14 protein-coding genes are annotated in these 17,471 nt (G+C 68.0%); 10 read left to right on the forward strand and 4 right to left on the reverse strand.

The window, feature by feature from the left end:
• Positions 1–34: 34 nt before the first annotated feature.
• The 5 genes from GLA29479_RS02860 to GLA29479_RS02880 all read left to right on the forward strand — a co-directional run bounded on the left by GLA29479_RS02860 (position 35) and on the right by GLA29479_RS02880 (position 4,804).
• On the forward strand, positions 35–646 hold the full coding sequence (locus tag GLA29479_RS02860; RefSeq protein ID WP_211265064.1) for a PepSY-associated TM helix domain-containing protein: 612 nt from the start codon (positions 35–37) through the stop codon (positions 644–646).
• A gap of 61 nt (positions 647–707) precedes the next feature.
• Entirely contained in the window at positions 708–1,223 is a 516-nt protein-coding gene (locus tag GLA29479_RS02865) for a DUF2271 domain-containing protein (RefSeq protein WP_057970721.1), read from the forward strand.
• Between the two features lie 110 nt (positions 1,224–1,333).
• The gene (locus GLA29479_RS02870) at positions 1,334–2,143 is read left to right on the forward strand and encodes a DUF4198 domain-containing protein (protein ID WP_057917275.1); all 810 of its coding nucleotides are present in this window, start codon (positions 1,334–1,336) and stop codon (positions 2,141–2,143) included.
• Between the two features lie 97 nt (positions 2,144–2,240).
• Complete coding sequence (locus GLA29479_RS02875) at positions 2,241–3,155, forward strand: FAD:protein FMN transferase (protein WP_425599968.1); 915 nt, start codon at positions 2,241–2,243, stop codon at positions 3,153–3,155.
• Entirely contained in the window at positions 3,152–4,804 is a 1,653-nt protein-coding gene (locus GLA29479_RS02880; RefSeq protein ID WP_057970723.1) for a sulfite reductase subunit alpha, read from the forward strand. Before GLA29479_RS02875 ends, GLA29479_RS02880 begins: the two co-directional genes overlap by 4 nt.
• Positions 4,805–5,044: 240 nt before the next feature.
• Here GLA29479_RS02880 and GLA29479_RS02885 read toward each other — a convergent pair whose 3' ends face one another.
• Complete coding sequence (locus GLA29479_RS02885; RefSeq protein WP_057970724.1) at positions 5,045–5,668, reverse strand: HutD/Ves family protein; 624 nt, start codon at positions 5,666–5,668, stop codon at positions 5,045–5,047.
• 450 nt (positions 5,669–6,118) lie between these two features.
• Positions 6,119–6,457 carry a ComEA family DNA-binding protein gene (locus GLA29479_RS02890; RefSeq protein ID WP_036149553.1) on the reverse strand — a complete coding sequence of 113 codons (339 nt, stop codon included), beginning with the start codon at positions 6,455–6,457 and terminating at the stop codon, positions 6,119–6,121.
• Positions 6,458–6,676: 219 nt separating this feature from the next.
• Between GLA29479_RS02890 and GLA29479_RS02895 the strand changes: the two genes are divergently transcribed.
• Positions 6,677–8,170, forward strand: coding sequence for a M20 family metallopeptidase (locus GLA29479_RS02895; protein ID WP_057917271.1), 1,494 nt, complete (start codon positions 6,677–6,679; stop codon positions 8,168–8,170).
• 961 nt (positions 8,171–9,131) lie between these two features.
• On the forward strand, positions 9,132–9,377 hold the full coding sequence (locus GLA29479_RS02900; protein ID WP_057917270.1) for a GlsB/YeaQ/YmgE family stress response membrane protein: 246 nt from the start codon (positions 9,132–9,134) through the stop codon (positions 9,375–9,377).
• Between the two features lie 146 nt (positions 9,378–9,523).
• Here GLA29479_RS02900 and cysN read toward each other — a convergent pair whose 3' ends face one another.
• Together cysN and cysD are read right to left on the reverse strand one after the other, a co-directional pair.
• Positions 9,524–11,440: a sulfate adenylyltransferase subunit CysN gene (cysN, locus tag GLA29479_RS02905; protein ID WP_082638961.1), complete on the reverse strand. Its 1,917-nt coding sequence runs from the start codon at positions 11,438–11,440 to the stop codon at positions 9,524–9,526.
• A 104-nt stretch (positions 11,441–11,544) separates the two neighbouring features.
• The gene (cysD, locus tag GLA29479_RS02910; protein WP_082638240.1) at positions 11,545–12,501 is read right to left on the reverse strand and encodes a sulfate adenylyltransferase subunit CysD; all 957 of its coding nucleotides are present in this window, start codon (positions 12,499–12,501) and stop codon (positions 11,545–11,547) included.
• A 319-nt stretch (positions 12,502–12,820) separates the two neighbouring features.
• Between cysD and GLA29479_RS02915 the strand changes: the two genes are divergently transcribed.
• From GLA29479_RS02915 to GLA29479_RS02925, 3 genes are all read left to right on the forward strand, one after another.
• Positions 12,821–14,677 (forward strand): assimilatory sulfite reductase (NADPH) flavoprotein subunit, encoded by a 1,857-nt coding sequence (locus tag GLA29479_RS02915; protein WP_057973043.1) that lies wholly within the window; start codon positions 12,821–12,823, stop codon positions 14,675–14,677.
• Between the two features lie 280 nt (positions 14,678–14,957).
• Positions 14,958–16,715, forward strand: a complete 1,758-nt coding sequence (cysI, locus tag GLA29479_RS02920) for an assimilatory sulfite reductase (NADPH) hemoprotein subunit (RefSeq protein WP_057970725.1) — start codon at positions 14,958–14,960, stop codon at positions 16,713–16,715.
• Positions 16,712–17,464 carry a phosphoadenylyl-sulfate reductase gene (locus GLA29479_RS02925; RefSeq protein ID WP_057970726.1) on the forward strand — a complete coding sequence of 251 codons (753 nt, stop codon included), beginning with the start codon at positions 16,712–16,714 and terminating at the stop codon, positions 17,462–17,464. The genes cysI and GLA29479_RS02925 overlap by 4 nt, the downstream gene beginning before the upstream one ends.
• Positions 17,465–17,471 lie beyond the last annotated feature (7 nt).

Genomic DNA, 17,471 nt, shown 5'->3' on the forward strand with positions numbered 1-17,471 from the left:
CAAAGCCGGACCGGTCAAGGCCGCTTCGGCGACGATCGATCCTAATCGTCGCTCCTTTTGGCTCAAGACCCTGCATCGCTGGCACTGGATCAGCGCCGCGGTGAGCCTGGTCGCGCTGCTGCTGTTCGCGGTCACCGGCATCACCCTCAACCACGCCGCCCAGATCGAATCCGAACCGGTCGTGGCCAATGTCAAGGAAACCCTGCCGGCGAGCCTGCTGCGCGGCATCCAACGCGAGCATGCCGCCGACGCGCCCTTGCCCGGCGCTGTCAACGACTGGCTCGCCGATGCGTTGGACGTGCGCACCGACGGGCGCAAGGGCGAGTGGTCCGAGGCCGACGTCTACGTCTCGCTGCCGCGTCCCGGCGGCGACGCCTGGCTGAGCATCGACCGCGAGAGCGGCGCGATCGAATACGAACGCACCGACCGCGGCTGGATCGCCTGGCTCAACGATCTGCACAAGGGCCGCAACACCGGCGCAGCCTGGCGCTGGTTCATCGACCTGTTCGCGGTGGCCTGCCTGCTGTTCGCTTCGACCGGCCTGTGGCTGCTGCAACTGCATGCGCGCCAGCGCGGCAAGACCTGGCCGCTGGTCGCGGCGGGCCTGGCGGTGCCGCTACTGCTGATCATCCTGTTCATGCACTGACCCATTCCCCTTACGCATTCGCCGCTTTACGCATTCCCCGCTTTACACCCAGGAGCGATCCATGAAGCTGTCGTCTTTCAAAGTGCTGGTCCCGGCGATGGTGCTGCCGATGCCGGCGCTCGCGGCCGATCTCGAACTCAACATCGAGATCCCGCGCATCAACGCCGCCGAGTACCACCGGCCCTACGTCGCGGCCTGGATCGAAAAGGCCGACAACAGCGTCGCCAGCAATCTCGCGGTCTGGTACGACCTCGACATGAAGAACGGCGAAGGCACCAAGTGGCTCAAGGACATGCGCCAGTGGTGGCGGCGCAGCGGCCGCACCCTGCAGATGCCGGTCGACGGCGTCAGCGGCGCGACCCGTCCGGTCGGCCAGCATGCGGTTTCGTTCAAGGGCAACAGCAAAGCCCTCGCCGGCCTCGCGCCGGGCCGCTACACCCTGGTGGTCGAAGCCGCGCGCGAAGTCGGCGGCCGCGAAATGCTGACGATCCCGTTCGAGTGGCCGGCCAAGGCGCAGAACCTGTCGGCGCAGGGCAAGACCGAACTCGGCAAGGTGAAGGTGGTGGTGAAGCCTTGAGAATCGGGAATGGGGAATCGGGAATCGCACGAGCGATCTCCGGCTCCTGTCCATCCCGGCTCTTGCCTTGACGATTCCCGATTCCCGATTCCCCATTCCCGGACAAAAAAATGAACCTCAAACTTCTCGCCGCCGCCGTCGTCGCCACTTTCGCGCTCGCCGGCACCGCCCAGGCGCACAAGGCCTGGCTGCAGCCTTCGCAAACCGTGTTCTCCGACAAGGGCTCGTGGCTGACCGTCGACGCCGCGGTGTCCAACGACCTGTTCTATTTCAACCACGTGCCGTTGCCGCTGGAGCGTTTGCAGATCACCGCGCCGGACGGCAGCAGCGTGCAGCCGCAGAACGGCGCGACCGGCAAACTGCGCAGCGTGTTCGACGTCGAGCTGTCGCAGGAAGGCACCTACAAGGTCGCGATGAATAACGAAGGCCTGTTCGCCAACTACAAGCTCGGCGGCGAAGCCAAGCGCTGGCGCGGCAAGGCGAGCGAGTTCAAGAGCGGCATCCCGGCCGGCGCCACCGAGGTCAACGCCTCCGAAAGCCTCGGCCGCGTCGAGACCTTCGCCACCGTCGGCAAGCCGAGCACGAATGTGTTCAAGACCACCGGCAAGGGCATCGAACTGGTGCCGGTGACCCATCCGAACGACCTGTTCGCAGGCGAAACCGCGAGCTTCCAGTTGCTCGTCGACGGCAAGCCGGCGGCCGGGCTCAAGGTCGAAATCGTGCCGGGCTCGACCCGTTACCGCGACCAGCAGAACGAAATCAACGTCACCACCGGCAACGACGGCAAGTTCGAGGTCAAGTGGCCGCAGGCCGGCATGTACTGGCTGGAAACCACCAGCGAAGACGCCAAGACCACTCTGCCCGAAGCCAAGCAGCGTCGCCTGAGCTACGTTGCCGTGTTCGAAGTGCTGCCGCAGTAAACCGATGCCGGTGCCGACGCCGCAGGCGACGTGGTCGTGGTCGGGCGCATGGGATGCGCCCGAGGCCGCGTCGCTGCACGCGCTCGACGGCATCACCATGGGCACGCGCTGGTCGGTCAAGTTGATCGCCCGCGCCAGCGCGCTGCCGATGTTGGAACGCGGCATCCAGGCGCGGCTCGATCAAGTCGTCGCCCAGATGAGCACCTGGGAAGCGGGCTCCGACCTCAGCCGTTACAACCGTTCCGCCGCCGGCAGCGTGCAGACGCTGCCGGCCGAATTCGCCGAGGTGATGGCGGCGGCGCTCGCGCTCGCCGCCGACAGCGACGGCGCCTACGACCCGACCGTCGGCCCCTTGGTCGACCTGTGGGGTTTCGGCCCCGCCGGCGCTCGCGCATCCGCGCCCGACGCGCGCACGCTCGCCGACGCGCAAACGCGCGTGGGCTGGCGCCGGCTGCGTTTCGACGCGGCCGCGCGCACGCTAGAACAACCCGGCGGCGCCTATGTCGATCTGTCCTCGATCGCCAAGGGCTACGGTGTCGACCGCGTCGCCGACTACCTGCTCGAACAAGGCATCGCCGATTGCCTGGTCGAAGTCGGCGGCGAGCTGCGCGGGCACGGGCGCAAACCCGATGCGACGCCGTGGCGCGTCGCGGTCGAACGACCCGGCGGCAGCGAAGACGAAGCGGCCGCTGTGATCGCACTCGACGGCCTTGCCATCGCGACCTCCGGCGACTATCGCCGTTTTTTCGACGCCGACGGCCGGCGTTATTCGCACACCCTCGATCCGCGCAGCGGCCAGCCGATCGCGCATCCGCTGGCTTCGGTCACAGTGCTGCATGCGCAGTGCATGCAGGCCGATGCGCTCGCCACCGCCCTCACCGTGCTCGGCGCGCAGGCTGGCATGGCCTACGCGAATCGTCACGGCCTGGCCGCCTTGTTCGTGCTGCGCGAGGGCGAGGGCTTCGTCACTCGCACCACGCCGGCTTTCGTCGCCCGGCAGCGCAGCGCATGAGTACCGTGCCGTCCGCACCCCGCCGGCGCTTCGACCTCGGCGTCCTCGGCAATCTGCTGGTCGTGCTGGCGCTGGTCGCGCTCGCGATCGGTTTGTCGCAATGGCAGGCCGAGCCGTTGCGTTGGAGCTTCCCTGGCCGTGGCCGGCTGTGGGCCGCGGGCGCGGTCGCCGCACTGTATGCCGGCTTCGTCGCCGCCATCGCCGTCTCGCGGACGCGAAGCGCGCGCGCGCAGGCCTTGCCGGCGATCTCCGCGCAACAACGCGGCGATTGGCTGGTCGCCTTCGCCAGCCAGACCGGTTTCGCCGAGCAACTCGCGCGCCGCAGCCACGAGGCTTTGTGCGGTGCCGGCCTGCGCGCCGACCTCGCCGTGCTCGGCACCCTCGACGCGTCGCAGCTGGCGCTGTATCCGCGCGTGTTGTTCATCGTCAGCACCACCGGCGAAGGCGATGCGCCCGACAGCGCCGCCGGCTTCGTCCGCCGGACGATGGCACAGACCGGCGACCTGTCGGCGACGCGCTACGGCGTGCTCGCCCTCGGCGACCGCGAGTACACCGAGTACTGCGCGTTCGGCCATCGTCTCGACCATTGGTTGCGGCATTCCGGCGCCCAGTCCCTGTTCGATCTGGTCGAGGTCGACAACAGCGAACCGGGCGCCCTGCGCCATTGGCAGCACCATCTGGGCCTCTTGGCCGGACACACCGAACTGCCCGATTGGAGCACGCCCTCGTACCGCCCTTGGCGCCTGCAGGAACGTCTGCTGTCCAACCCCGGCAGCGTCGGCGGCCCGGTGTTCCGATTGGGCCTGGTGCCGGCCGACGGCGACGCGCTCGATTGGCGCGCCGGCGATATCGCCGAGATCGGTCCGCGCAACAGCGCCGCCGATGTCGCGCAGTGGCTGGCGACGCTGGGCCTGGATGGCGAAACCAGCGTGCGCTACGAAGATGCGCAAGAAACGCTTTCGGCATTGTTGGCACGCACGCGCCTGCCCGACCCCGGCGCGTGGCGGGGGCACAGCGCGCAGGCCATCGCCGACACGCTCAAACTGTTGTCGCATCGCGAGTACTCGATCGCTTCGGTGCCCGCGGACGGTTCGCTGCAACTCTTGGTCCGGCAGATGCGTTACGAGGACGGCCGCTACGGCAGTGGCAGCGGCTGGCTGACCGAACATGCCGCGCCGGGTACGTCGATCGACCTGCGCATCCGCAGCAACCCTTCCTTCCATGCACCGAGCGATGCTCGCCCGGTGGTATTGATCGGCAACGGCACCGGCCTGGCCGGCCTGCGCGCGCTGCTCAAGACCCGGATCGCCGCGGGACATACCCGCAACTGGCTGTTGTTCGGCGAACGCAACGCCACCTGCGACCTGCACTACCGCGCAGAAATCGAAGCCTGGCAGGCCGCAGGCGCGATCGAACGCGTCGACTACGCGTTCTCGCGCGACGGCGAGTCGCGCACCTATGTGCAGGACGTGTTGCGCGCGCACCTGGATGCGGTACGCGAATGGATCGCGCAAGACGCCGCGGTCTATGTCTGCGGCAGCCTGGAAGGCATGGCGCCGGGCGTGGAAGCGGTGCTGCATGAAGCGGTCGGCGTGGACGCGTTGGAAGCCATGGCCGCGGACGGCCGTTATCGGCGCGACGTGTATTGAGCGGCTGAGGCCGGCGCGCGCATCGCTGCTGGGTGAGGTTCGGAGCGTGGGGGATTTGCTTTGGCTTCGCTTACAGCCAGGCCTCAGCCGAACGAGGGCGCAACGGATGGAGGAAATCGCCGAGATCTCTCGATCCCCGCCTGCGCGGGGATGACGGCTCTTGGGGATGACGGCTCTTGGGGATGACGGCTCTTGGGAGTGATGGCTCTCGGTGTGAGGCGCAGACCGCCCTACGCGGAGTCAATCGAGCGGGGCCACCCGCACCAACAGCACCTCGCCGCCGCCTTCGAGCACGTTGCGCAGGCGTTCGCTGCCGGCCGCGAGGATGGCGGTGTCGCCGGCTTGCAGCGGCGGCAGGCCGGAGTCGTCGGCGAACCGCGCCTGGCCGGCCAGCAGATGCACGGCCCAGGTCTGGCCCGGCTCGGCGAAGATCACCATCGGCCCGACCAGCGGGCGGTGCCAGAGCTCGGCACGGACCCGGTCGCGACGCCACATCAGGTTGAAATCGTGGGTCAGGCCGTCGAGCAATTCGCCCTGCACCGCGCGTTCGCCGGCGAAACGCAGTTTGTCGTGCGGCGGCAGCAGTTCGTGGACCTCGCCGTCGTCGAAACGCAGGCGCAGGCCGTTGCCGCTGAGCAGGACCAGTTCGCGGTCGATCCCCGGGAACGCCGAGAACGGCGCATCGCGCTCGATCTCGGCGATCGACAGGCGCCAGTCCCAGTCCTCGCCGGGGATCGGGCGATCGAGCCCCGCCTCGTTCTGACGGCTCATGCGGACGATCTCGCGGGTCCAGCCGAACTGGTTGCGCCAGCGTTCGCGGCGGTATTCGTTGGCGGGGATGGACCAGGTCAGGCGGTCGGGCATGGGCGTGGCTGCGGCTGAACGAAGGCGCAGTCTAGTGCTTGGGCCGGGTTGGCCCAAGCGGATTCGAGGCAACAACGACGGCGGACGAAGGCGCGCCCAGGTCGTAGACGAGGCACGACACGAGGCAGGCGCGGCCGAGCCGCGCGATGGGTCCAGCGTCGGGTCGGGTCGCGGCTCACGCCGCTCCTACAAGGAGCGAGCACGGGATTGCAGGGGGATCGGCCGAGGCCGATGGATGGCGGTCGCGGCTTGCGCCGCTCCTACCCCGATGAATCCGAAGCCCTTCCCGATTCCCGATTCCCGAGCCCCGAACAAGGGTGTGCCCCGCCGCAGATCCCTCTGGGGCGGGGCAACGTACTTCCGTGTCCAGGGACCTCCCCCCGAATCCTTTCGAGCGTCCTTGCCCGATTAGCTGCCGACCCCGCGTCCTTACGGCATCGGCAGACTTGTTCAGCGCTTGCTGGCAGCGCGCGGGGCCGCGATGGCTCCGGCGGTGTTGGTCGGGCGGACCTGAGCGGCGCCGCCGACCACGATGCGTTCCCGATTCTTTTCGACCGTCTTCAGACCGATTCCCTTGACCAGGGCCAGCTGCTCGACGCTGCGGAAGGCCCCGTTGGCCTTGCGATAAGCGACGATGGCTTCGGCCTTGGAGGCCCCGATGTTGAGCAGTACGCGGTCCAACGTGGCCGCGTCGGCGCTGTTGATATTGACCTTTTCCGAGGCGAAGGCACTGCCGGCGAGCATCAGCGACAGGACCAGCGACTTTGCGATGAGGGCAAACGATTTCATGGTTAAAGCTCCTGAGAGTGGATTCCGTTCCTGGCCGGCGGCCTTACGTCCCTGAGTCCTTGTGTCCGCCGGTGGAGACAGTCTCCATGTCTCGACCGGCACAGGTTATCGCCGCAGGCGCCTGTGCGAAGCCGGGGGATGCCGCAGCGCAGGGTAGGAAAAGTCCTACACGGCCCAGGAGGCGTAAAATGCCCCCTTCCCCGCTCCAGAGGTCCGTCAATGGACGCCAGCAAGGTCGATCGCTACGTCAGCGAGAAGTGGGACGACGAAATCGTCCCGCAACTGGTCGAATACATCCGCATTCCCAACAAGTCGCCGATGTTCGACGCCGACTGGGTCCAGCACGGCTACATGGACGATGCCGTCAAGCTCATGGAGACCTGGGCCCGCGCCCAGTCGATCCCGGGCATGCAGGTCGAGGTAGTGCGCCTGGAAGGCCGCACGCCGTTGATCTTCATCGATATTCCCGCCGCGCACGGCGGCAGCGATTCAGATTGCGTGCTGCTCTACGGCCACCTCGACAAGCAGCCGGAGATGACCGGCTGGGACGACGACCTCGGCCCGTGGAAGCCGGTGATCAAGGGCGACAAGCTTTACGGCCGCGGCGGCGCCGACGACGGCTACGCCATCTTCGGTTCGCTGGCGGCGATCCTGGCCCTGCAGGAACAGCAGCAGCCGCATGCGCGCTGCGTGATCCTGATCGAGGCCTGCGAAGAGTCCGGCAGCTACGACCTGCCCGCCTACGTCGATCACCTCGCCGACCGCATCGGCAAGCCATCGCTGGTGGTCTGTCTGGATTCGGGTTGCGGCAACTACGACCAACTGTGGTGCACGACCTCGCTGCGCGGCCTGGCCGGCGGCAATTTCACCGTCAAGGTGCTCAGCGAAGGCGTGCATTCGGGCGATGCCTCCGGCGTGGTGCCGTCGAGCTTCCGCCTGCTGCGCCAGCTGCTGTCGCGCCTGGAAGACGAGAGCAACGGCAAGATCCTGATCGAAGGCCTGTACGCCGAGGTGCCGCCCGAGCGCCTGGAGCAGGCGCGCCAGGCCGCCAAGGTGCTCGGCACCGCGGTCTACGACAAGTTCCCGTTCCTGCCCGGAATGAAGCCGATGGCGGATGACCTGGCCGAATTGGTGCTCAACCGCACCTGGCGCCCGGCTTTGTCGGTCACCGGCGTCGACGGCATGCCGGCGCTGGCCTCGGCCGGCAACGTGCTGCGCCCGCACACCTCGGTGAAGCTGTCGCTGCGCCTGCCGCCGACCCTCGACGGCAAGCGCGCCGGCGAGCTGCTCAAGGAAGTGCTGCTGCGCGATCCGCCGAACGGCGCACAGGTCACCTTGGAGTTGGAAAAATCCTCGAGCGGTTGGAACGCCCCGGCGATGTCGTCATGGCTGTCGAACGCCATCGATGCATCGAGCCGCGACTTCTTCGGCCAGCCGGCGATGTACATGGGCGAAGGCGGCTCGATTCCGTTCATGGGCATGCTCGGCGAGAAGTTCCCCGGCGCGCAGTTCATGATCACCGGCGTGCTCGGCCCGCACTCCAACGCGCACGGCCCGAACGAGTTCCTGCACATCCCGATGGGCAAGCGGGTGACCGCCTGCGTCGCCCGCGTGGTCGCCGAGCATCACCTGGCGAGCCAGCGCGGCGAGACCACCGGCGTGGCCGCGGTCGCCGACAGCGGCGATCGTCATGGCGGGCACGGTTGCTGCTGATCTCGCGGTGATTCGATGGTGTAACGAAACGGGCCTTCGGGCCCGTTTCTTTTTGCGGATGAATCGCTTCGGTGCGGGTTGCGCAGGTGTGCCGGCGTTGCCCCTGAGTCGGAGCGGCGCGAGCCGCGACCGTGTTGCTGCACGACGTGGCGTCTGTCGGGCTTAGCTGGGTACGGTTAGTGCGGTGGAAGTTCGTTCGCTTCGGTCGATGGCACCGGAACGGAGTTTTCTGCGAGCCCCCTGTCGCGGCTTGCGCCGCTCCTACCCTTGGCTGCGTCGCCCTGGGGTAGGAGCGGCGCGAGCCGCGACCGTGTTGCTGCACGACGCGGCGTCTGTCGGGCTTAGCTGGGTACGGCTAGTGCGGTAGAAGTTCGTTCGCTTCGATCGATGGCACCGGAACGGAGTTTTCTGCGCGGCCCCGGTCGCGGCTTGCGCCGCTCCTACCCTTGGCTGCGTCGCCGTGGGGTAGGAGCGGCGCGAGCCGCGACCGCGTTGCTGCACGACGCGGCGTCTGTCGGGCTTAGCTGGGTACGGCTAGTGCGGTAGAAGTTCGTTCGCTTCGGTCGATGGCACCGGAACGGAGTTTTCTGCGAGCCCCTGTCGCGGCTTGCGCCGCTCCTACCCTTGGCTGCGTCGCCCTGGGGTAGGAGCGGCGCGAGCCGCGACCGCGTTGCTGCACGACGCGGCGTCTGTCGGGCTTAGCTGGGTACGGCTAGTGCGGTGGAAGTTCGTTCGCTTCGGTCGATGGCACCGGAACGGAGTTTTCTGCGAGCCCCCTGTCGCGGCTTGCGCCGCTCCTACCCTTTGCCGGCGTTGCACCCGGGTAGGAGCGGCGCAAGCCGCGACCGCGTATCCGCACGACGCGGCGTCATCCGCCCCCATGCCCCGCCCTCACGCCGCAGCGACATTGGCCGCCACATGCTCCAGCCGCGTCACCCACCATCCCCAGGAGGGCAAGCCCATGCTAGGCGGCATCTTTTACACGATCATCATCGGCGCGGTCATCGGCGTCCTCGCGCGCTTCTTCAAGCCCGGCGCCGATCCGATGGGCTGGATACTCACCATCCTGCTCGGCATCGCCGGCGCCTACATCGGCAGCCTGCTCTATGCCGGCGGCGGGCTGATCGGCCTGATCGTTTCGGTCATCTGCGCCATCGTGCTGTTGTTCCTGTACGAGATGATTCGAAGCAAGGCCGCCAAACCCTGAAGCATCCGCGGCATCAGGCTTCGCTGACGACGACACCCCGGCTTCGGCCGGGGTGTCGCGTTTGGGGCATGACTAGACCCCGCAGGACAAGCGACACCACAGCGACGGCTCCGTAGCCGGGCCAGCATGGGCCGCGTCGCGGACGCTCAATCGCGCAAGTAATCGATCACCCGCTGCGCCAAGGCCTGGGCATCGTGTTCCAGGGTGTCCAGCTGCAGCTCCGCCGCCTCCGGCGCTTCGTACGGCGAATCGATGCCGGTGAAGTTCGGGATCTTGCCGGCGCGGGCCTTCGCGTACAGGCCCTTGACGTCGCGGCGCTCGGCTTCGGCCAGCGGGGTATCGACGAACACCTCGACGAATTCGCCGTCCTCGAACAACTCGCGCGCAAGCCGGCGTTCGGCGCGGAACGGCGAGATGAAACTCACCAGCACGATCAGGCCGGCGTCGGTCATCAGCTTGGCGACTTCGGCGACGCGGCGGATGTTCTCGACCCGGTCCTCGTCGGTGAAGCCGAGATCCTTGTTGAGGCCGTGACGCACGTTGTCGCCGTCGAGCACGAAACTGTGGTGGCCGAGCGCATGCAGTTGCTTGTCGACCAGGTTGGCGATGGTCGACTTGCCCGACCCCGACAAACCGGTGAACCACACGCAACGCGGCTTCTGGTGCTTGCTGCGCGCGCGTGCGGCCTTGTCGACGTCGACCGGCTGCCAATGGATGTTGCCGGCGCGGCGCAGAGCAAAATCCACGGTGCCGGCGGCGACGGTGGCGTGGCTCTGGCGGTCGATCAGGATGAAGCTGCCGAGTTCGCGGTTGTCGAGATAGGCCTCGAATGCGATCGGCTGGTCGAGGCTGAGATTGCAGTAAGCGACCTCGTTGAGTTCTAGGTGCTTGGCCGCGAGCTGGGCCTGGCTGTTGACGTCGACCTTGTGCTTGATCTCGGTGATGCTGGCGCTGACCGTGCGTGCGCCGATCTTCAGCCAGTACGAGCGGCCGGGCAGCAGCGGCTGGGTGTCCATCCACAGCAGGTGCACGGCGAACTGGTCGGCGACCTGGGCCGGCTGCGCGGCATTGGCGATGACATCGCCGCGGCTGATGTCGAGTTCGTCGGCGAGGGTCAGGGTGACCGCCTGGCCGGCGCCGGCGACCTCGAGATCGCCGTCGGCGGTGACGATGCGCTGCACCTGCGAACGGCGGCCCGACGGCAACGCGACGATCTCGTCGCCCGGCCGCACCGTGCCGGCGGCGATGGTGCCGGCGAAACCGCGGAAGTCCTGGTTCGGGCGGTTGACCCACTGCACCGGCAGGCGGAAACCGAGTTCGGCCGCGCTGCGTTCGGTGTCGACCGATTCCAGATGTTCGAGCACGCTCGGGCCGTGGTACCACGGCGTCTGCGCCGAGCGTTCGGTCAGGTTGTGGCCGTGCAAAGCCGACAAGGGCACGGCGGTGACATGTTCGATGCCGAGCTGAGCGGCGAGTTCGCGGTATTCGCCGGCGATGCGCTCGAACACGGCCTGGTCGAAATCGACCAGGTCCATCTTGTTGACCGCGAGCAGCACATGGCGGATGCCCAGCAAGGACACGATGTAGCTGTGCCGGCGCGTCTGCGTCAGCAGCCCCTTGCGCGCATCGACCAGCACCACCGCCAGCGCGGCGGTCGAGGCGCCGGTCGCCATGTTGCGGGTGTACTGCTCGTGGCCCGGGCAATCGGCAACGATGAACTTGCGCTTCTCGGTGCCGAAGAAACGGTAGGCGACGTCGATGGTGATGCCTTGCTCGCGCTCGGCGGCCAGCCCGTCGACCAGCAGGGCGAAATCGATCTCGCCGTTCTGGGTGCCGTGACGGCGGCTGTCGGCGTCGAGCGCGGCCAGTTGGTCGTCGAACAGCAGGCGGGTGTCGTGCAGCAGGCGCCCGATCAGGGTGCTCTTGCCGTCGTCGACGCTGCCGCAGGTGATGAAGCGCAGCAGGCTCTTGTGCTCGTGCTGCTGCAGGTAGCCGGCAATGCTGTCGCCGGCGGGACTCGGAACTCGGGACTCGGGACTCGCAAAAGCCACCACGCTGCCCATTGTCTCGATCGCATCGACGTCGCCGCGCTCCGCCTGCTCCAAACCCGCCTGCTCCAAACCCGCCTGCTCCGATCCCGACTCCCGATTCGCGAATCCCGGCTTCATCAGAAGTAGCCCTCTTGTTTCTTGCGTTCCATCGAAGCGGAGGGATCGTGGTCGATCACCCGGCCCTGGCGCTCGGAAGTGGTCGCGACCAGCATCTCGGCGATGATCGCCTCAAGCGTGTCGGCCTCGGATTCGATCGCGCCGGTCAACGGGTAGCAGCCGAGCGTGCGGAAGCGCACCTTGCGGGTCTGCGGCACTTCGCCGTCGCGCAGCGGCAGGCGCTCGTCGTCGACCAGGATCAGGCTGCCGTCGCGTTCCACCACCGGGCGTTCGGCGGCGAAATACAGCGACGGCACCGGGATCTTCTCGCGATAGATGTACAGCCAGACGTCGAGCTCGGTCCAGTTGGAGATGGGGAACACGCGCACGCTCTCGCCGGCATGGATGCGGGTGTTGAACAGCGACCACAGCTCCGGGCGCTGGTTCTTCGGGTCCCAACGGTGCTGCGGATTGCGGAACGAGAAGATCCGTTCCTTGGCGCGCGACTTCTCTTCGTCGCGGCGCGCGCCGCCGATCGCGGCATCGAACTTGTTCCAGTCCAGCGCCTGCTTGAGGCCCTGGGTCTTCATCACGTCGGTGTGGACGCTGGCGCCGTGGCTGACCGGGCCGATGCCCTGGGCCAGGCCGTCGGGATTGATGTGCACGCGCAGGTCGACGCCGGTCTCGCTGGCGCGACGGTCGCGGAACGCGATCATCTCGCCGAACTTCCAGCCGGTGTCGACGTGCAGCAAGGGGATCGGCGGACGCGCCGGGTAGAAGGCCTTGAGCAGCAGGTGCAGCAGCACCGAGCTGTCCTTGCCGACCGAGTACAGCATCACCGGGTTGCGGAACTCCGAGGCCACCTCGCGCAGGATGTGGATGCTTTCGGCCTCGAGCCGGTCCAGATGACTCAACGCCCGCGCGGACAGCGGCGGCGGAGCGGACAGCGGCGGGCTCAGGTCGGGTGACGCACTCATTCGGAGGGACTCATCAAGGCGGCGGGCGTTGCGAAAAGGCGGGCTGGACGACCGGAACCGGGAGGGCGGCCAGCCAGGCGAAGCGGTCGCGGCGCCCCGCCGACAGCGGGAAACCGCACGGGCGGACCCGGGCTTGCGGACCGTCCAAGCCTGGCCGGACCGGCGGCTGAGCTTGCGGCCATTAGAATTCCCCCGGTTTCGGGGAGGAAATAAGCGCCGGGCATGAGCGCATTACCGAGCATCCTTTCCGCGGCCCGGGAGCCGCTCGTAGCCTGCAGTCTCCCGAAGTCAGAAGCCGACCGCCGTGCCCGCCGCCGCCCTGTCCGCTCCAGCCCTGTCCGCTCCGCCCTCGCTCGCCACTCCGCTGCCCGCGGACCGGCTCGATTCGCTCGTCCGCCTCACCGAGGGTCTGGACCACAACAGTCTATGGTGGTTGTCGGGCTATGCCGCCGGCCTGGCCCGCGCCGGCGCCGGCAACGTCGCCGCCCTCGCCGTGCCGGCCAGCGCTCCCGCCGTCGCCGCGCCCGAGGCCCGTACCAACGAACGCCTGAGCATCGTCTACGGCAGCCAGACCGGCAACGCCAAGCGCTTGGCCGAGCAGCTCGCCGGCCAGGCCGAGGCCGCCGGCCTCAACGTGCGCCTGCTGCGCGCCGACGCTTACCCCACCCGCGAACTCAAGAACGAACGCCTGCTCTACGTGGTCATCAGCACCCAGGGCGACGGCGATCCGCCGGACGACTCGCGCGGCCTCATCGACTTCATCGCCGGCAAGCGCGCGCCCGAACTGAAGGGACTCAACTTCGCCGTGCTCGGCCTGGGCGATTCCAGTTATCCGGATTTCTGCTCGATCGGCCAGAAGGTCGACGCGCGCCTGGGCGAGCTCGGCGCGACCCGCTTGTTCGCCCGCGGCGACGCCGACCTCGATTTCGAAACCGTCTCCACGCCGTGGCTGCAGCAAGCGCTGAACCAGGCCAAGGAGGCGCTGAAGCCGGCCGCGACGCACCTGGCCACGGTCACGCCGCTGCGCCCGCTCGCGGCCGCGCCGGCCTTCCATCGCGACGCCCCGTTCGCCGCCGAGTTGCTGAGCAACCAACGCCTGATCGCACGCGGCTCCGACCGTGTCGTGCCGGACAAAGACATCCGCCACATCGAAATCTCGCTGGAAGGCTCGGGTCTGCACTACCAGCCCGGCGACTCGCTCGGCATCTGGCCGCGCAACCCGCCGGCCCTGGTCGAGGCGGTGCTGAGCACGCTCGAACTCGACGGCAACGCCGGCGTCGAGCACGGCGGCCAGTCGCTGCCGTTGCGGCAGTGGCTCAGCGAGAAGCGCGAGCTGACCAAGCTGGCGCGTCCGTTCATCGCCAGCCATGCCGCGCATGCGCGCAGCGACGAACTCAACCGCCTGCTCGCCCCCGACCACGCCGCCCAGTTCGCCGAACTGCTCGCCAACAGCCAGGTCATCGACCTGCTGCAGCGCTACGACGGCCAGTGGTCGGCCGAGGAACTGGTCGCCGCCCTGCGACCGCTGACCCCGCGCATGTACTCGATCGCCTCCAGCCAGAAGCTGGTCGGCGACGAGGCTCACCTCACCGTGGCCCACGTCGAGTACCAAAGCGCCGGCGGCACCCGCTGGGGCGCGGCCTCGCACCTGCTGGCGAGCGCCGACGAAGGCGAACGCCTGCCGGTGTTCATCGAACACAACGAACGTTTCCGGGTGCCGGCCGACGGCAGCCGCGACGTGATCATGATCGGCCCGGGCACCGGCGTGGCGCCGTTCCGCGGCTTCGTCCAGGAGCGCGTCGCCGACGGCGCCAGCGGCCGTAACTGGCTGCTGTTCGGCAATCCGCACTTCCGCACCGACTTCCTCTACCAGGTCGAATGGCAGGCCGCGCTGAAGGCCGGTCACTTGCACAAGCTCGACCTGGCGTTCTCGCGCGACCAGGCGCAGAAGGTCTACGTCCAGCATCGCCTCGGCGAGCAGGGCCGCGATCTGTACGACTGGCTGGAAGGCGGCGCGCACTTGTACGTCTGCGGCGACGCTTCGCGCATGGCCAAGGACGTGCACGCCGCCTTGCTGGCGGCGATCGCCAAGCACGGCGGCAAGGACGAGGAAGGCGCCGAAGACTACCTCAACGAATTGCAGCGACAGGGCCGCTACGCCCGGGACGTTTACTGATGTATCTGTTTCGCCATCGCCACTTCATCGAATCGGGTCGCACGTCGCAGGCCGACGCGTCCGGGTTCGTGTCTACTGCGCTCGACGGATCTGAGCTAGACGGATCTGAGCTCGACGGATCGCTGCTTGCCCCGGCGGCCCGAATGGAACGAGAAAACACTCCCGCGTTGGTAGCGCGCGCCGACAAGAGCACGTCGCCGAACCCGGGCCGCGCTCCATTCGGGCTGCATCCGCCCGGCGCCCACTCGCTACGCTTCGCCGCCACCGCCGGAGCGCCGGCATGAGCGCGCATTCGGTCGAAGACATCAAGCGCTCCAGCGCGCGCCTGCGCGGCAGCCTGCTGGAAAGCCTGGCCGATCCGGTCACCGGCGCCCTGCGCGACGACGACCAGACCCTGATCAAGTACCACGGCAGCTATCAGCAGGACGACCGCGACGTGCGCGAGGAGCGCCGCCTCGCGCGCCTGGAGCCGGCCTACAGCTTCATGATCCGCACCCGCACGCCCGGCGGCGTGGTCACGCCGGAGCAATGGCTCAAGCTCGACGCCATCGCCACGACCTATGCCGAGCGCGGCCTGCGCATCACCACCCGCCAGGCGTTCCAGTTCCATGGCGTGATCAAGACCGAGTTGAAGCCGACCATGCAGTCGATCAACGCTGCCTTGATCGACACCCTGGCCGCCTGCGGCGACGTCAACCGCAATGTCGCGGTCGCCGCCAACCCGCAGGTGTCGGCCTCGCATGCGCAGGTGTTCAAGCAGGCCGCGGCGCTGTCGGAGCACCTGCTGCCGAACACCCGCGCCTATTACGAAATCTGGCTGGACGAAGAACGCGTCGACGGCAGCGGCAGCGAAGACGAGCCGATCTACGGCAACGTCTACCTGCCGCGCAAGTTCAAGATCGGCTTCGCCATTCCGCCGTACAACGATGTCGACGTGTTCGCCCAGGACCTGGGCTACATCGCGATCATCGCCAAGAACGCCGCCGGCGCCGACGAACTGCTCGGCTACAACGTCACCGTCGGCGGCGGCATGGGCGCGACCCACGGCGATGCCGAAACCTACCCGCGCGTCGCCGACGTGATCGGCTTCGTGACGCCCGACCAGGTCATCGCCGTCGGCGAGGCGGTGGTCACCGCGCAACGCGATTTCGGCAATCGTGCCGTACGCAAGCGCGCGCGCCTCAAGTACACCATCGACGACCGCGGGCTCGACTGGTTCAAAGCGGAAGTCGAACGCCGTGCCGGGTTCCCTCTCCTCCCGGCACGGCCGTTCGCCTTCCGTCATAACGGCGACCGCTTCGGCTGGGTCGACAGCGACGCCGGTGCGCGCGCGCACCTGACCCTGCGCCTACCGGCCGGACGCATCGTCGACGGCGCGCTCGACGGCCACGGCCCCGAGCTGACCCACCTCAGCGGCCTGCGCGCGATCGCGCAGCTGCTCAGCGGCCATGACGGCGCCGAGTTCCGCATGACCCCGAACCAGAACCTGGTGATCGCCGGCGTGCCGTCGGCGCTGCGGGCGCAGGTCGACGCGCTGGTCGCTCAGCACGGTCTCGACGCCTATCGCCAGGCCAGCCCGCTGCGCCGCAACGCCCTGGCCTGCGTGGCGCTGCCGACCTGCGGCTTGGCCTTCGCCGAGGCGGAACGCTACCTACCGGACTTCCTCAGTCACGTCGAAGCCCTGCTGGCGCGCCATGCGATCCCCGATGCGTCGATCAACCTGCGCATCAGCGGCTGCGCGAACGGTTGCTCGCGTCCCTATCTCGGCGAGATCGCCCTGGTCGGCAAAGCGCCGGGCCGCTACAACCTGATGCTCGGCGCCGACCACCGCGGCCAGCGCCTGAACACCCTGTACCGCGAAAACATCGCCGAGCCGGAGATCCTCGCCGCGCTCGACCCCCTGTTCGCCGCCTACGCGAGCGGACGCAACGACGACGAAGGTTTCGGCGACTACCTGGTACGCAACCAGGTCGTGTCGATCCCCTATCCCACCCCCACCGGTATTCCGATCGCACTGGTTGCAGAGGCCTACGCATGAGCGCTCCGACCGATCCCGTCACCGCCGCCGAATCGCCGCGCGCGCTGGCCGAACTCAACGCCTGGCTGGCGACACAGAGCGCCGAGCAACGCGTCGCCTGGGCCCTGGAAAACACCGCCGGCGAACATGCACTGTCGTCGAGCTTCGGCGCCCAATCGGCGGTGTCGCTACACATGGTTACCCGCCAGGCGCCGCAGATCCCGGTGATCGTGGTCGACACCGGCTATCTGTTCCCGGAGACCTACCGCTTCATCGACGAACTCGGCGAGCGGCTCAAGCTCAACCTCAAGGTCTATCGCCCGCAGATCGGCGTGGCCTGGATGGAAGCGCGTTTCGGCCGTTTGTGGGAACAGGGCCTGGACGGCATCGAGCGCTATAACCGTCTGCGCAAGGTCGAGCCGATGCAGCGCGCGCTCAACGACCTCGGCGTGCGTACCTGGATCGCCGGCCTGCGCCGCAGCCAGTCGGGCAGCCGCGCCAATATCGAGTTCCTGCAGTTGCGCGACGGCCGCTGGAAACTGCATCCGCTGGCCGACTGGAGCGACCGCGACATCTGGCAGTATCTGCATACGCACGACCTGCCGTATCACCCGCTGTGGCACGACGGCTATGTGTCGATCGGCGACATCCACACCACACGCCGCCTCGAACCGGGAATGCGCGATGAGGACACCCGCTTCTTCGGCCTCAAGCGCGAATGCGGCCTGCACTTCGACAGCGAGCCGGTGGCGGAGAATCAGGCGGCTTGACGGCTAT

Origin of the sequence: Lysobacter antibioticus (assembly GCF_001442535.1) — a bacterium.
Taxonomy (GTDB): domain Bacteria; phylum Pseudomonadota; class Gammaproteobacteria; order Xanthomonadales; family Xanthomonadaceae; genus Lysobacter; species Lysobacter antibioticus.

Excerpts from the sequence above, each read along its gene's own strand:
- GLA29479_RS02900 (WP_057917270.1), top strand. The coding sequence starts at position 9,132 with ATGCTAGGCGGCATCTTTTACACGATCATCATCGGCGCGGTCATCGGC.
- GLA29479_RS02895 (WP_057917271.1), top strand. The coding sequence starts at position 6,677 with ATGGACGCCAGCAAGGTCGATCGCTACGTCAGCGAGAAGTGGGACGAC.
- cysN (WP_082638961.1), bottom strand. The coding sequence starts at position 11,440 with ATGGGCAGCGTGGTGGCTTTTGCGAGTCCCGAGTCCCGAGTTCCGAGT.
- GLA29479_RS02870 (WP_057917275.1), top strand. The coding sequence starts at position 1,334 with ATGAACCTCAAACTTCTCGCCGCCGCCGTCGTCGCCACTTTCGCGCTC.
- cysD (WP_082638240.1), bottom strand. The coding sequence starts at position 12,501 with ATGAGTGCGTCACCCGACCTGAGCCCGCCGCTGTCCGCTCCGCCGCCG.
- GLA29479_RS02925 (WP_057970726.1), top strand. The coding sequence starts at position 16,712 with ATGAGCGCTCCGACCGATCCCGTCACCGCCGCCGAATCGCCGCGCGCG.
- GLA29479_RS02880 (WP_057970723.1), top strand. The coding sequence starts at position 3,152 with ATGAGTACCGTGCCGTCCGCACCCCGCCGGCGCTTCGACCTCGGCGTC.
- GLA29479_RS02890 (WP_036149553.1), bottom strand. The coding sequence starts at position 6,457 with ATGAAATCGTTTGCCCTCATCGCAAAGTCGCTGGTCCTGTCGCTGATG.
- GLA29479_RS02875 (WP_425599968.1), top strand. The coding sequence starts at position 2,241 with ATGGGCACGCGCTGGTCGGTCAAGTTGATCGCCCGCGCCAGCGCGCTG.
- cysI (WP_057970725.1), top strand. The coding sequence starts at position 14,958 with ATGAGCGCGCATTCGGTCGAAGACATCAAGCGCTCCAGCGCGCGCCTG.
- GLA29479_RS02885 (WP_057970724.1), bottom strand. The coding sequence starts at position 5,668 with ATGCCCGACCGCCTGACCTGGTCCATCCCCGCCAACGAATACCGCCGC.
- GLA29479_RS02865 (WP_057970721.1), top strand. The coding sequence starts at position 708 with ATGAAGCTGTCGTCTTTCAAAGTGCTGGTCCCGGCGATGGTGCTGCCG.